The following is a 14798-nucleotide window of genomic DNA, read 5'->3' as shown; positions in this document are numbered from 1 at the left end:
AAGCGTCACGACACCTTTTTGCTTTTTCTGAGGAAAAGTATGACAACCTGCACACCGCGCGCGGCATGGCTTACCCTGCTGCGGCGTCTCCATTTCTACATTGGTCTGTTCGTTGGGCCTTTTATCTTTATTGCCGCGCTGACCGGCACGCTTTATGTCGCGACGCCACAGCTGGAAGCGTCGCTCTACGCGCAGGCGCTTACAGGGACTGCGCAAGGTCAGCCGCAGTCGCTGGCGGCGCAAATTGACGCCGCTCAACGGTTCGCCGGAAACGCGCAACCCCTGCACGCTGTTCGTCCCGGACTCGAGCCGGGGAGGACGACACGGGTCATGTTTGCGGATCCGCGCCTTGCCGCCTCGGAGCATCGGGCTATTTTTATCGATCCCGTTACCCTGGCGATAAAAGGGGATATGACGGTTTATGGCACCAGCGGGATTTTACCGCTGCGTCAGTGGATAGATTACGCCCATCGATCGTTACTGCTGGGGGAGGTTGGACGTATTTACAGTGAGCTGGCCGCCTCATGGATGTGGGTGGCGGCACTGGGTGGGGCATTGCTCTGGTATCTCACGCGGCCAAAGCGTCGCCTGAACAATCCGCGTCAGAAATACCGTCGTCTGCACGTTTCGCTCGGATGGCTGCTGTTGGCTGGAATGCTACTTTTTTCTGCCACTGGCCTGACGTGGTCGCAATGGGCGGGCGGTAACGTGGATCGGATGCGTACGGCGTTTGGCTGGCTGACTCCGCAGGTGAATACGCAGCTTCACGGGCACAGTCCGGCGCAGAATGAACATGCGGGACATCATGGCGCGATGAGCATGTCCGCCGGGCCTGTCGATATCCGCTTGTTTGATCCTGTGTTGCAGGCGGCGCAGGCGGCGGGAATTGATGCCAGCGAAGTGGAAATTCGTCCGGCGAAAGACACACAGCATGGCTGGACGGTCAGCGAAATCGATCGTCGCTGGCCCACCCAGGTCGATGCCGTTTCCGTCAACCCGACCACATTGCAGATTATCGACAGTATCGACTTCACGCAGTTTCCTCTGATGGCGAAACTGACCCGCTGGGGCGTGGATTTTCATATGGGCATTCTGTTTGGCCTGCCTAATCAACTGCTGCTGATAGGCTTTGGCGTGGGGCTTTGTGTGATGATTGCGCTGGGCTACCGGATGTGGTGGATACGTCGCCCTGCGCGCCCTGCGGTCAGTCCGGCGCAAACGTTGCTGGAAAGCTGGCTAATGCTGAACGGCGGAGGACGCGTCGGGTCAGTGTTGCTGGCGGTTACGTTGGGCATGGCGATGCCGGTTCTGGGGCTAAGTTTGACGCTGTTTATGCTGGTCGACTGGCTACGCTGGTATAGCGCCTCGCGCAGGGTTCTGGCGCAGTCAGCCGACTAAGACTTAAGGCGTGCTGATGACTACGGCGACGCGGCGGTTTTCAGCACGGCCTTTTGCGGTCTTGTTACTGGCGACAGGATATTTTTTGCCTAATCCCTGCGTTGTCAGATGACTACGCGGGATCTGCGCGCCTTCCGCCCATGCATCGGCCACAACGTTGGCGCGTTTCAGGGACAGGGCTTCGTTGTAGCTGTCTTCGCCATAATTATCAGTATGCCCGTCCATGCGCGCATGTTTCAGGCCAACGGAGGCCAGACGGGCAGCCATTGTCTGGATCTGTCGTTGACTTTCAGCACGCAGCTTATAGTCGTTTTTATCAAACAGGATGGTGTCCGACATACCCAAAGACCAGCTCCCCGCCGACTCGGTAAACCCGTATGACTGCATGGCAGCGACCTGCTGCGGGGTAAACGTTCCCTGCGGCGCCTGGCAGCCAGCCAGGAGGAGAGCAACAACAAAAGGCGATAAAAGACGTTTCAGCATGGGGGAATCCTTATTATTTGATCACGCGTTCGACACGCTGATGTTTGGCCAGATACATATTGCGGTCGGCCAGTTCTTGTAATTTTTCGGCTGAGGCGTGCTCCCACGTCAGGGCATAGCCCATACTCAGCGTCATGCTGGTCAGATGGCCGTTGTGCAGGTCAAAAGGCCGGTTAAATTCCTGCGCCAGCGCGGCGCATATGCGCTGCACTTCGTATTCGGAATGTACGCCGTAGAGGACCATCGCAAACTCGTCCCCGCCAAGACGATAGGGCTGGTGGCGGTTGCCGCCAAATTCCGCGAGTCGCTTAGCCACTTCGATCAAAACCCGGTCTCCCGCCGCATGGCCCCAGGTATCGTTAACGAATTTAAAGTTGTCGCCGTCAAGGAACAGCAGCGCTGAGCTACTGCGGGCGGCGTCATCATTCATGAGCGCGTTGATCGTGCTGCGAAAAGCAGCGCGGTTAGCCAGTCCGGTCAGCGGATCGTGCAGTGCCGTGCGTAGCAGTTGGGCGTTCCTCGCCTGGAGACGCAGTTGCCACTCCTCCATTTCATCCAGCAGGCTGTTGAAGTCCTGGGCAAAACGGTGAAACTCCTCAATTCGCTCCTCTGATACGCGACGGGAAAAATTCCGGTTGGTACGCACATCGTGCACGACGTCGGTGATATTTTGCAGCGCTACGACGACGCCGTTGTGCAGATGGCGCGTCAGGAGGATGGCGATACCGGACGCCAGCAGGATCGAGCCGGTGAGGACGGCCAGCGACAGCCAGAGAAAATGGCTGATTAAGCTGTCACGCGCGGTTATCCGCACTTCGCCAATGATTTCCCCGTTATGCCAGACAGGTTGCGAGACCGGCAATGGAAAAAGCCACTGGCTGATGTAACCACTGAGTTTGTCGTCAGTTTCCTGTGCGTTATAGCGCCAGCTGGCGATGACGTTCTCATTTTTATCGCGTACATCGGCGGCAGAAAACTGACCCTGCTGGCCGAGCGCCGCCAGCGTTTCGGTCGCTGCGGCATCGTCTGCGAACACGAGCGCGGCCTCCAGACTGTGGGTCATGGTGGCGGCGGTCAGTTCCAGATTTTTTTGCGCATACTGTTTCAGCGTCAGCACAGAGGCGACGCTAAGCAACAGCCAGATCAACGTCATGGTCACCACCACGCTGATCATGCTTATGCGTCTCAAGGCTCGCTTAAACGTTGGACGCGTCGTGCGGGAAAGATCCTTATCCATGCTTTTTATTCCGTGCGAGCATCAGTACATCCGGATTGACCCTGACGCCGCTGTGCGCCAGAGAATCCAGATTTACGGCGAATCTGACATCATTATTTTGAATAATAAGACAAAAGGCGCTGCCAATAATGCATTCAGCATTTTGTTCCGCAATTAATAACAAAGCCTTAGAGGGATATTTATTGGCTAATTCAACCTGAGCGGCCGGAGATTCATTGCCGAAATAAACGCCATCACAACGTGCGACCAGTGCCTCTTGTTCGTTACGAATAATAACAGGTTGATAGGGCAGGGAGGTATCGTCACTGTCACCCAATACGCTAACGAAACGGGATGAAGTGAAAATGCATAGCCTGGGCGGCGCGGAGAGCGCAGGCCAGCGCGTATAGCTCACAATGCCTGAGACAATTGCACGCACATTTTTGGCGTCATCGGGTAATTCCTGAGCATAAACCGGCGATCCTGCCAGCAATAGCATCAGCAGCACCAGAAGTCGGTGAGAATAGAACATGAGCGGCGTCCTCACCCGTATCTTTCGTAACGCATTAAATACATCCTTGATTGTTTGCAGCAAAATAACATTATTTTGCATAGGCGTCATTACGCCAAAGATATTTATGTTTTGTCCTTAAGTTAAATCTTATTAATCAATATTGCCGGGACGGTTTTTTTATCTTTCTTGCCGTAATCGTACAATTTTATTTAAGTTTAAAATCCGCGACAGAATTGAGTGTAAAGTAAAGTGTACGATTTTGTGCGTGTCATAATCAGTATTATAGGTGCTTGTACAATAAACTTTACGTATTTTGGATTGATATCTTTACTCTTTGTGTTATCGTTACGTCATCCTCGCTGAGGACAACTATCGCAAACGAGCTAAAACAGGATCGCCATCATGCAAAAAGACGCGCTGAACAACGTACACATCACCGACGAACAGGTTTTGATGACCCCGGAACAACTCAAAGCGGCATTCCCGCTGAGTCAGGCGCAAGAGGCGCAGATCGCCCAGTCGCGCAAAACCATTTCTGATATTATCGCCGGGCGCGATCCGCGTCTGCTGGTGGTGTGTGGTCCATGTTCTATTCACGATCCTGATGCCGCTCTTGAATACGCCCGTCGATTTAAAGCCCTTGCCGCAGAGGTCAGCGATAGCCTCTACCTGGTGATGCGCGTCTATTTTGAAAAACCCCGTACCACCGTCGGCTGGAAAGGGTTAATTAACGATCCTCATATGGATGGCTCTTTCGACGTTGAAGCGGGTTTGAAGATTGCGCGTCAGTTGCTGCTTGAACTCGTTCATATGGGACTGCCGCTGGCGACAGAAGCCCTTGATCCAAACAGTCCGCAGTACCTCGGGGATTTGTTTAGCTGGTCGGCTATTGGCGCGCGCACCACGGAGTCGCAGACTCACCGTGAAATGGCGTCCGGCCTGTCGATGCCGGTCGGGTTTAAAAACGGCACTGACGGCAGTCTGGCGACGGCGATTAACGCCATGCGCGCCGCCGCCCAGTCGCACCGCTTTGTGGGGATCAACCAGGCCGGGCAGGTTGCGCTGCTGCAAACGCAGGGCAACCCGGACGGACATGTGATCCTGCGCGGTGGTAAAGCGCCGAACTACAGTCCGGCCGATGTCGAACAGTGCGAAAAAGAGATGTCGCAGGCGGGACTGCGGCCTTCACTGATGGTAGATTGCAGTCATGGTAACTCCAATAAAGATTACCGCCGTCAGCCTGCCGTGGCGGAGTCTGTGGTTGCGCAAATTAAAGATGGCAACCGTTCCATCATTGGCTTGATGATTGAAAGTAATATTCACGAAGGTAATCAGTCTTCTGAGCAACCGCGCAGCGATATGAAATACGGCGTGTCCGTTACCGATGCCTGCATTAGCTGGGAAACGACGGATGCGCTGCTGCGTGAAATTCACAAAGACCTGAACGGCCAGCTGGCGGCGCGCAAGGCTTAAGAGGTTTGTTATGGTGGCTGAATTGACCGCATTACGCGATCAAATTGATGAAGTGGATAAGGCGCTGCTGGACTTACTGGCGCGTCGCCTGGAACTGGTGGCGGAGGTCGGCGAAGTCAAAAGCCGCTTTGGGCTGCCTATTTATGTCCCCGAGCGCGAGGCCGCTATGCTGGCTTCGCGCCGTGCGGAAGCGGAAGCGCTGGGCGTACCGCCAGATCTGATTGAGGATGTGCTGCGCAGGGTGATGCGCGAGTCCTATTCCAGCGAAAACGACAAAGGGTTTAAAACGCTTTGTCCGACGCTGCGTCCGGTGGTCATCGTCGGCGGTGGCGGCCAGATGGGACGACTGTTTGAAAAAATGCTCACCTTGTCGGGCTACAAGGTGCGTATTCTGGAACAGCAGGACTGGGATCGCGCGCCGGAGATCGTCGCGGATGCCGGGATGGTGATTGTCAGCGTGCCTATCCATGTCACTGAACAAGTGATTGCTCGACTGCCGCGTTTACCGTCCGACTGTATTCTGGTGGATCTGGCCTCAGTGAAAAATGGGCCGTTGCAGGCAATGCTTGCCGCCCATGACGGGCCAGTGGTGGGTCTGCACCCGATGTTTGGTCCGGACAGCGGTAGCCTGGCGAAACAGGTGGTAGTCTGGTGTGACGGGCGAAACCCGGAGGCCTATCAATGGTTTCTTGAGCAGATTCAGGTCTGGGGAGCGCGACTGCACCGCATCAGTGCCGTAGAACATGACCAGAATATGGCGTTTATCCAGGCGTTGCGCCACTTTGCGACCTTTGCTTACGGGCTGCATCTGGCGGAAGAAAACGTGCAGCTTGAACAACTCCTGGCGCTCTCTTCGCCGATCTATCGCCTCGAACTGGCAATGGTCGGGCGGCTGTTTGCGCAGGACCCGCAGCTGTACGCCGACATCATTATGTCGTCGGAAAGTAATCTGGCGCTGATTAAACGCTACTACAAACGCTTTGGCGAGGCGATCGGTCTGCTTGAACAGGGAGATAAACAGGCGTTTATTGACAGCTTCCGCAAAGTCGAGCACTGGTTCGGGGACTACGCGAAACGCTTCCAGCAGGAAAGCCGTACCTTACTGCGACAGGCCAACGACAGCCGACAATAATCCTCACGCTGGTCTGATTCGGGCCAGCGTGTAACGCCCTTTGGCCTACGAATTTGCTGGTGGTTTTTCCGCATCGTTAGCGCCAGGAGGGTTATACTGAAAAACCAGCGGGACTACCGCTGGTTTTTTTATTTGGGGATTCGTCATGGCTGAACCACGCGTGTTATTTGACTATACCGGACAGTTGCCGGAATGCCCGACCTGGAGTGCGGGCGAGAATGCGCTCTACTGGGCGGATATTCTGGAAGGAGAGATCCATCGCTACCATTTGACGACAGGAGAACACATCGTTCTGGCGTTCCCGGAAGAGGTTGGATGCTTTGCGCTGCGCGAGCGTGGCGGATTTATTGTTGCGTTGCGTAATGCTATCTGGCTGACCGATAAAAACGGTCTGCTTCAGCGAAAAGTGTGCGATAACCCGTCGAACCCGCAGCTGGCGCGTTTCAACGATGGCGGCACCGATCATGACGGACGTTTTTACGCCGGGACCTTCTGGGGCCCCGGAGACTACAACGGCGCGATGTTGATGCGCATCGATAACGACCTAACGCCAAAGGTGATTCAGTGTGATATCCACGGGCATAACGGGCTGGCGTTCAGTCCGGATAAGCAATGGATGTATACCTCTGATACGCCAAACGGCGTGATCTGGCGTGCGCCGCTGGACGCGCAGGGCGAGCCGGGAAAACGTGAGGCGTTCCGTCGTTTTCAGGCCGGGGAGGGGATCCCGGACGGTGCGGCAATGGACGTGGAAGGCTGCTACTGGAGCGCGTTGTTCGACGGCTGGCGGATTGCCCGCTTTTCTCCCCTGGGCGAACAGCTTGAGGAATACCGGTTGCCGGTGCGTTGTCCGACAATGGTCTGCTTTGGCGGCGACGACATGAAAACGCTGTTTATCACCACCACGCGGGAAAACATGCGCGAAGAAGAGGTGGCGGAATATCCGCTTTCCGGGGCGATCTTCACCCTGCCGGCGAGGGTGGCAGGGATGAAGAAAAAGCCGTTTATCGAACGTTAAGAAGGATCGACCGGAACAACGTTTTCGCTCGGATAGCAGCCCAGCACCTTCATCGAGCGGGTAATTTCGCCCAGCTCTTTCAGCGCCTTTTGCATTTCCGGCGCTTCCAGGTTGGCCTGAATATCAAGATAAAACATCTCTTCCCATGGGTTGCCGTAGATAGGGCGGGACTCCAGGCGAGTCATAATCAGATGATGATTACGCAGAACCAGCAGCGCTTCCACCAGGGCGCCGGCCTGCTGGCCCGTCGCCATCAGGAGCGTGGTTTTCGCCGGAACCTGATCGGACACGTTAATCGCTTTACGTGCCAGTACGATAAAGCGGGTGATATTCTGCGTCTGGTTCGCCTCAATACGTTCCAGTACTTGCAGGCCATGCAGCACGCCGCCCGCCTCGCTGCCCAATGCCGCCACGCGCGGAGAATTCGCCTGCGCAACTTTTTCCATCGCTGCGGAAGTACTTTCGGTGTATTCGATTTTCCAGTGCGGGTAACGATTGAGGAATTTGCTGCACTGCTGGAACGGTTGCGGATGGCTGTACACCGTGTCGATGGTGTCGAGATCGGTGGTGCCGGAGACCAGCACACAATGGTCGATCACAATCGTCATCTCGCCCACAATGGAAAGGCTGGTATGCTGCAGGAGATCGTAGACATCGTTAATGCCGCCTGAACTGGTGTTTTCAATGGGCACCACCGCGTAGTCAGCCTGTCCTGTTTCGACCTGATTAAAGATATCGGCAAACTTCGCGCAACCACTTTCAATGAACTGTTCGAAATGACGCGCGGCGTACTGACGGGCGGCGAGATGGGAGTAAGAGCCTTTTGGTCCCAGAAACGCCACGCGGGCAGAATGGGGATTGATCTTATTCAGATGCTGCTGGAGCAGCGCCTGCTGGGTAAGAACCGAGTCTTCAATAATAAGCTGAAAAAGGCGGGTGATATAATGGGCATCCAGATGGTGCGCTTTGCCAAGCTGAATCAACCGGTCCAGAAGGTCGCGCTCGCGGTCGATATCGCGTACCGGTCGATGGGATTCAAGCTTTGCTTTACCCACTTCGACCGCCAGCCCGCGCCGTTCGGCCAGTAACGCCAGCAGTTTTGCATCAAGCGCACTGATTTTGTCACGCAGCGCCAGTAATGGATTTTCCGATGTCATAGTGTTGCCTTTCTTGTTATCAATAAAAAAGGCCCCCCGGAGTGGGAGGCCTTGTTATTCGTCTTCGCATTCTTTTTCACACGACGAAAGCCTCCCGTTCAGGGGAAGGTAAAAAAGAAGGCGAAGAAGAACGGCGTAAGTTGCATATCAGTTTCCTTAAGTGACGCTAGTAAAGTACCCGCACTGTTTTCATGCTGTCAACAAAAAACGCGCCCGAAGGCGCGTTGGCGATACACTCAATGTAAGGGACTATTCTTCGTCTGCTTCAGCGAAGTTTGCGTCTTTAACTGACGCGGTTGCGCGACGCGCTTCGCCTTTGTGCTGCACTTTATTGAGCTGCCGTTCCAGCTTGTTGATCAAATCGTTAATCGCGGTATACATATCTTCATGTTTTGCGCTGGCGACCAGATGTCCGTTTGGTGTATTGATGGTGGCATCAGCGGTGAAACCCTGTGGCTCCTTGGACAGAATGATATGTGGGTTAATCAGGTGTGTTTGCCATTTTTCCAGTTTGGCGAGACGGTCTGCGACATGTTGGCGAATTGCCGGAGTAATTTCCATTTGTTTACTGGTAATGTTCATTGTCATAAATTTTACCTCTTGTCTTTCCCGTCTTGGTGATTTCAGCATACCGTTCCTAATGTCAAAATGTGTGATTTGAATCACATTATTTTGTCACTTTTTGTCAAGGAAGCCTTTTTGTGAGGCATCGCAGGAGAAGGTGATATTTCACTTGAGGAAAGGGGAAAAGCGGGCCATAGTTGATGAGTTAGGTTACCGGGAAAACGGACCTGACGTGATGCGAAACGAATAAAAAACGGCAGCCCAAGGGCTGCCGTTTTGCTTGCGAAATCGCGATTCAGGTGTTGCTGCTGTTGGCGGCAATGATTTTTGCCACTTTCTCAGCCTGGGTCGTCATCTGCATTTCGCGGTAGGCGTTTTCCATTAGCGGCAGAGCGTCGCGTGTGGCCTGGGTATCCGGGAAATCACGCAGCATACCTTCCACACGGTTCACCACGGCGACCCATGCGCCACGTTTGGTGTAGTATTCCGCCACGGAATATTCGTATTTCGCCAGACGATCTTTCAGGAACACGAGACGTTTAGTGGCGTCTGTGGTGTACTGGCTGTTCGGGTAGCCGCGCACCAGTTTGGAAAAGTCATTAAACGCAGCGCGTGCGTGCTGCGGGTCGCGGTCACTGCGATCGACGCCGAAGAAGCCCTGTAGCGCGCTGTCATCTAACGCCATATTGGTCAGGCCACGCATATACATGACATAATCAATATTGGGATGTGTCGGATTCAGGCGGATAAAGCGATCGATAGCGGCCTGAGCCAGCGGCAGATCGGCGTTTTTGTAGTAGGCGTAGATGAGATCCAACTGCACCTGCTGGGAATACGGGCCGAATGGATAGCGGTTATCCAACGCTTCTAATTGCGTTATTGCCTGTTTCCAGTTACCGTCCTGCAGCTTTTGCTGAGCAGTCGCGTAGATTTCATTAGGCGGATTATCGGGCACCTCTTCCTTTGAACCAGAGCAACCCGCCAAAAACAGGCTCAACGTGGCTGCTGCCACCAGATATTTCATGCGCGTCATGACGTTTTGACTTTCCTCAAAATGTTTTTGCGGGAGATTCTCTGTTCCTGCTCCCGGTTAAGACCAGCTACAATAGCACACTATATTAAACGGCAAAGCCGTAAAACCCAACGTTAAACGAAGAAGCTGTATATGGCACAACGAGTACAACTCACCGCAACGGTATCCGAAAATCAACTCGGTCAACGCTTAGATCAGGCTTTGGCCGAAATGTTCCCGGATTATTCACGTTCGCGCATAAAAGAATGGATTCTCGATCGGCGCGTGCTGGTCAACGGTAAAATTTGCGACAAACCGAAAGAAAAAGTCTTAGGCGGTGAACAGGTCGCTATTGACGCGGAGATCGATGAAGAAATCCGCTTTGAGCCTCAGGATATCCCACTGGATATCGTTTATGAAGACGATGACATCATTGTTATTAACAAACCTCGCGATCTGGTCGTGCATCCGGGGGCCGGGAATCCCGATGGCACCGTATTAAACGCCTTGCTGCATTACTACCCGCCGATTGCCGACGTGCCGCGCGCGGGGATTGTCCACCGTCTGGATAAAGACACTACCGGTCTGATGGTGGTGGCGAAAACCGTTCCGGCGCAGACGCGTCTGGTTGAGGCGCTTCAGCTGCGCGAGATCACCCGTGAATACGAAGCCGTCGCTATCGGTCATATGACCGCGGGCGGCACGGTGGAAGAGCCTATCAGCCGTCACCCGACCAAACGTACCCACATGGCGGTGCATCCGATGGGAAAACCGGCGGTCACGCACTATCGCATCATGGAACACTTCCGTGTGCACACGCGTCTTAGGTTGCGTCTGGAAACCGGGCGTACCCATCAGATCCGCGTGCACATGGCGCACATTACCCATCCGCTGGTGGGCGACCCGGTATACGGCGGTCGCCCGCGTCCGCCGAAAGGCGCCTCGGAGGCGTTTATCTCCACGTTGCGTAAGTTCGATCGCCAGGCGCTGCATGCCACTATGCTGCGCTTGTATCACCCGATCTCCGGTATCGAAATGGAATGGCATGCGCCAATTCCGCAGGATATGGTTGAGCTTATCGACGCCATGCGCGCGGATTTTGAAGAACATAAGGATGACGTGGCCTGGTTATGAGTATGCTCATTGTCCCGCAGTGGCCACTGCCGGAAGGCGTGGCGGCATGCAGTTCGACCCGTATCGGCGGGGTAAGTTTACCGCCTTATGATGCGATGAACCTGGGCGCCCACTGTGGCGACAACCCGACGCATGTTGAAGAGAACCGTAATCGGCTGTTTGCTGCGGGCAATTTGCCTTCAATGCCCGTCTGGCTGGAACAGGTTCATGGTAAGGATGTGCTGAAACTGACTGGTGGCCCTTACGCATCCAGACGTGCGGATGCCTCATACAGCAACACGCCGGGCGCGCTATGTGCGGTAATGACGGCAGATTGCCTGCCGGTACTGTTTTGCAACCGGGCAGGAACAGAAGTCGCGGCGGCCCACGCGGGCTGGCGCGGATTATGTGCAGGGGTGCTTGAAGAAACGCTCGCCTGCTTTGCGGATAAACCTGAAAATATTATGGCGTGGCTGGGTCCGGCCATCGGCCCGACAGCCTTTGAAGTGGGGGCTGAGGTGCGTGAGGCGTTTTGTATTAAGGACGCCCGAGCGCACGAAGCCTTTGCGCCGCATGGCGAAAAATATCTGGCGAATATTTATCAGCTTGCCCGTCAACGGCTGGCAAATGTCGGCGTTGAGCAAATATTCGGCGGCAATCGCTGTACTTTTAGTGAAAATGAGACTTTCTTCTCTTATCGTCGCGACAAGACCACGGGGCGTATGGCAAGTTTTATTTGGCTGATATAACCTAAAGAATCAAGACGATCCGGTACGCGTAATTTTCTTTTCACATAATTCAGGTCATTAACCTTGAATAATTGAGGGATGACCTCATTTAATCTCCAGTAGCAAATTTGACCTGTTATGGGAGGAGTTATGCGTCTGGATCGTCTTACCAACAAATTCCAGCTTGCTCTTGCCGATGCCCAGTCGCTCGCACTGGGGCACGACAACCAATTCATCGAACCTTTACATTTAATGAGCGCCTTGCTGAATCAGGAAGGGGGCTCGGTTCGTCCTTTACTAACGTCTGCGGGTATTAACGCAGGGCAGTTACGCACCGCCATCGATGAAGCGCTGAGCCGTTTACCGCAGGTGGAAGGCACCGGCGGCGACGTGCAACCGTCGCAGGATCTGGTGCGCGTCCTTAACCTTTGCGACAAGCTGGCGCAAAAACGGGGCGATAACTTTATTTCGTCGGAACTGTTCGTTCTGGCGGCGCTTGAGTCTCGCGGCACACTGCCCGATTTATTGAAATCGGCTGGCGCAACAACCGCCAATATCACTCAGGCAATTGAACAGATGCGCGGAGGTGAAAGCGTGAACGATCAAGGGGCGGAAGACCAACGTCAGGCCTTGAAAAAATACACGGTCGATCTGACCGAGCGTGCCGAACAGGGCAAGCTCGATCCGGTGATCGGTCGTGATGAAGAAATTCGCCGTACCATTCAGGTACTGCAACGTCGTACCAAAAACAACCCGGTTTTGATTGGTGAGCCGGGCGTCGGTAAAACCGCAATTGTGGAAGGACTGGCGCAGCGGATCATTAACGGCGAAGTGCCGGAAGGATTAAAAGGTCGTCGCGTACTGGCGCTGGATATGGGCGCGCTGGTGGCAGGGGCGAAATACCGCGGTGAATTTGAAGAACGTTTAAAAGGCGTATTGAACGATCTCGCGAAACAGGAAGGCAACGTCATTCTGTTTATCGACGAACTGCATACCATGGTCGGGGCTGGTAAAGCTGACGGCGCAATGGATGCCGGGAACATGCTGAAACCGGCTCTGGCGCGTGGTGAACTGCACTGCGTGGGGGCAACCACGCTTGATGAATACCGTCAGTACATTGAAAAAGATGCCGCGCTGGAGCGTCGTTTCCAGAAGGTGTTTGTTGCTGAGCCTAGCGTTGAAGACACCATCGCGATCCTCCGTGGTCTGAAAGAGCGTTATGAACTGCACCACCATGTGCAGATCACTGACCCGGCTATCGTGGCGGCGGCGACATTGTCACACCGTTATATTGCCGATCGTCAGTTACCGGATAAAGCCATCGACCTGATCGATGAAGCGGCTTCCAGCATTCGTATGCAAATTGACTCCAAACCGGAGGAACTCGACAGACTCGACCGCCGTATCATCCAGCTCAAACTGGAACAGCAGGCGCTGATGAAAGAGTCTGATGAAGCGAGCAAGAAACGTCTCGACATGCTTAATGAAGAACTGGAAGACAAAGAGCGCCAGTATTCTGAGCTGGAAGAGGAATGGAAGGCGGAAAAAGCCTCGCTTTCCGGAACCCAGACGATTAAAGCTGAGTTAGAGCAGGCGAAGATTGCGATTGAGCAGGCGCGTCGCGTGGGCGATCTGGCGCGGATGTCTGAACTGCAGTACGGCAAAATTCCGGAGCTGGAAAAACAGCTTGAGGCGGCCACCCAGTCTGAAGGCAAAACGATGCGTCTGCTGCGTAATAAAGTGACAGATGCGGAAATTGCCGAAGTGCTGGCGCGCTGGACCGGTATTCCTGTTGCGAGAATGCTGGAGGGCGAGCGCGAAAAACTGTTGAGAATGGAACAGGAGCTACACAGCCGCGTTATTGGTCAGAACGAAGCGGTAGAAGCGGTATCGAATGCTATTCGCCGTAGCCGCGCGGGGCTGGCGGATCCGAATCGTCCTATTGGCTCTTTCCTGTTCCTCGGGCCAACCGGGGTGGGTAAAACCGAACTTTGCAAAGCGCTGGCGAACTTTATGTTTGATAGCGACGACGCGATGGTGCGTATCGATATGTCCGAGTTTATGGAGAAACACTCAGTGTCTCGCCTGGTCGGTGCGCCTCCGGGATATGTCGGTTATGAAGAGGGCGGGTATCTGACCGAAGCGGTTCGCCGTCGTCCTTACTCCGTCATCTTGTTAGACGAAGTGGAAAAAGCGCATCCGGATGTATTTAACATTCTGTTGCAGGTTCTGGACGATGGACGTCTGACTGACGGGCAGGGGAGAACGGTCGACTTCCGCAATACGGTTGTCATTATGACCTCTAACCTGGGTTCCGATCTGATTCAGGAACGCTTCGGCGATCTGGACTACAGCCATATGAAAGAAATGGTGCTGGGCGTGGTGAGCCATAACTTCCGTCCGGAATTTATTAACCGTATCGATGAGGTGGTGGTATTCCATCCGCTGGGTGAACAGCATATTGCCTCGATTGCTAAAATCCAGCTGCAGCGTCTGTATAAACGTCTGGAAGAGCGTGGATATGAAATCCATATCTCTGATGACGCCCTGAAGCTGCTTAGCGCAAATGGTTATGATCCGGTGTATGGCGCACGTCCGTTGAAACGCGCTATTCAGCAACAGATCGAAAACCCGCTGGCGCAGCAGATTCTGTCCGGCGAGTTAATTCCAGGCAAAACCATTCGTCTGGAAGCGAATGGCGATCGGATCGTGGCAGTGCAGTAAGTCACAAAATACAAAAACGGGCCGCTTGCGGCTCGTTTTTGTTTAAAAACCAGGCGAAAATTCAGGTTCGGGGAATGGTTTGCCTGGAAAGTGAGCGGTTGGTAAATAATTTTCACTTTCTCCTTGCAGCTTCAGAATTACTCCCTATAATGCGCCACCACTGACACGGAACAACGGCACGCAAGCCGCCGGGTCAGCGGGGTTCAGACCAGAACCTCACGGAGAAAAGCAAAAATAAATGCTTGACTCTCAAGCGGGAAAGCGTA

At 54.1% G+C, this 14798-nt stretch carries 14 protein-coding genes and 1 other annotated feature; of the genes, 7 read left to right on the top strand and 7 right to left on the bottom strand.

Translation table 11 applies throughout. From position 1 onward, the window contains the following. The first annotated feature begins 39 nt into the window (after positions 1-39). On the top strand, positions 40-1398 hold the full coding sequence (locus OOJ60_RS21900) for a PepSY-associated TM helix domain-containing protein (protein ID WP_205613186.1): 1359 nt from the start codon (positions 40-42) through the stop codon (positions 1396-1398). Between the two features lie 3 nt (positions 1399-1401). Here OOJ60_RS21900 and OOJ60_RS21895 read toward each other — a convergent pair whose 3' ends face one another. From OOJ60_RS21895 to OOJ60_RS21885, 3 genes are read right to left on the bottom strand one after another with little or no spacing between them, the layout of a single operon-like run. Next, positions 1402-1881, bottom strand: a complete 480-nt coding sequence (locus OOJ60_RS21895) for an OmpA family protein (RefSeq protein ID WP_042288272.1) — start codon at positions 1879-1881, stop codon at positions 1402-1404. A gap of 13 nt (positions 1882-1894) precedes the next feature. Continuing rightward, positions 1895-3118, bottom strand: a complete 1224-nt coding sequence (dgcN, locus tag OOJ60_RS21890) for a diguanylate cyclase DgcN (RefSeq protein WP_181822725.1) — start codon at positions 3116-3118, stop codon at positions 1895-1897. Then, complete coding sequence (locus OOJ60_RS21885; protein WP_042288265.1) at positions 3111-3629, bottom strand: YfiR family protein; 519 nt, start codon at positions 3627-3629, stop codon at positions 3111-3113. Before OOJ60_RS21885 ends, dgcN begins: the two co-directional genes overlap by 8 nt. A gap of 384 nt (positions 3630-4013) precedes the next feature. Between OOJ60_RS21885 and aroF the strand changes: the two genes are divergently transcribed. The 3 genes from aroF to OOJ60_RS21870 all read left to right on the top strand — a co-directional run bounded on the left by aroF (position 4014) and on the right by OOJ60_RS21870 (position 7234). Next, complete coding sequence (gene aroF, locus OOJ60_RS21880; RefSeq protein WP_181822726.1) at positions 4014-5084, top strand: 3-deoxy-7-phosphoheptulonate synthase AroF; 1071 nt, start codon at positions 4014-4016, stop codon at positions 5082-5084. Positions 5085-5094: 10 nt separating this feature from the next. Continuing rightward, a complete protein-coding gene (gene tyrA, locus OOJ60_RS21875) occupies positions 5095-6216 on the top strand; it encodes a bifunctional chorismate mutase/prephenate dehydrogenase (protein WP_042288259.1) in 1122 nt (373 codons plus the stop codon). A 145-nt stretch (positions 6217-6361) separates the two neighbouring features. Beyond that, positions 6362-7234: an SMP-30/gluconolactonase/LRE family protein gene (locus tag OOJ60_RS21870; RefSeq protein ID WP_199957845.1), complete on the top strand. Its 873-nt coding sequence runs from the start codon at positions 6362-6364 to the stop codon at positions 7232-7234. Here the strand turns inward: OOJ60_RS21870 and pheA are convergent. The 4 genes from pheA to bamD all read right to left on the bottom strand — a co-directional run bounded on the left by pheA (position 7231) and on the right by bamD (position 9988). Beyond that, positions 7231-8391, bottom strand: a complete 1161-nt coding sequence (pheA, locus tag OOJ60_RS21865; RefSeq protein WP_205613185.1) for a bifunctional chorismate mutase/prephenate dehydratase — start codon at positions 8389-8391, stop codon at positions 7231-7233. The genes OOJ60_RS21870 and pheA overlap by 4 nt on opposite strands. 22 nt (positions 8392-8413) lie before the next feature. Next, positions 8414-8538: a sequence feature (Phe leader region), on the bottom strand. Continuing rightward, positions 8490-8537 (bottom strand): pheA operon leader peptide PheL, encoded by a 48-nt coding sequence (gene pheL / locus OOJ60_RS21860; protein WP_187375663.1) that lies wholly within the window; start codon positions 8535-8537, stop codon positions 8490-8492. (Overlaps the previous feature by 48 nt.) A 102-nt stretch (positions 8539-8640) precedes the next feature. After that, complete coding sequence (raiA, locus tag OOJ60_RS21855; protein ID WP_042288251.1) at positions 8641-8979, bottom strand: ribosome-associated translation inhibitor RaiA; 339 nt, start codon at positions 8977-8979, stop codon at positions 8641-8643. A gap of 271 nt (positions 8980-9250) precedes the next feature. Then, entirely contained in the window at positions 9251-9988 is a 738-nt protein-coding gene (gene bamD / locus OOJ60_RS21850; RefSeq protein WP_012906713.1) for an outer membrane protein assembly factor BamD, read from the bottom strand. 132 nt (positions 9989-10120) lie between these two features. On the opposite strand from bamD, the gene rluD reads away from it, so the two are divergent. The 3 genes from rluD to clpB all read left to right on the top strand — a co-directional run bounded on the left by rluD (position 10121) and on the right by clpB (position 14532). Then, the gene (rluD, locus tag OOJ60_RS21845) at positions 10121-11101 is read left to right on the top strand and encodes a 23S rRNA pseudouridine(1911/1915/1917) synthase RluD (RefSeq protein WP_042288245.1); all 981 of its coding nucleotides are present in this window, start codon (positions 10121-10123) and stop codon (positions 11099-11101) included. Next, positions 11098-11829 carry a purine nucleoside phosphorylase YfiH gene (gene yfiH, locus OOJ60_RS21840; protein WP_205613184.1) on the top strand — a complete coding sequence of 244 codons (732 nt, stop codon included), beginning with the start codon at positions 11098-11100 and terminating at the stop codon, positions 11827-11829. Before rluD ends, yfiH begins: the two co-directional genes overlap by 4 nt. Positions 11830-11958: 129 nt before the next feature. Beyond that, positions 11959-14532 (top strand): ATP-dependent chaperone ClpB, encoded by a 2574-nt coding sequence (gene clpB / locus OOJ60_RS21835; protein ID WP_042288239.1) that lies wholly within the window; start codon positions 11959-11961, stop codon positions 14530-14532. Positions 14533-14798 lie beyond the last annotated feature (266 nt).

Origin of the sequence: Citrobacter sp. R4, from assembly GCF_026719175.1 — a bacterium.
Lineage (GTDB): Bacteria > Pseudomonadota > Gammaproteobacteria > Enterobacterales > Enterobacteriaceae > Citrobacter_A > Citrobacter_A sedlakii.
Note: the sequence above shows the minus strand (reverse complement) of the source record. Positions and strands in the feature narration are given on the sequence as shown.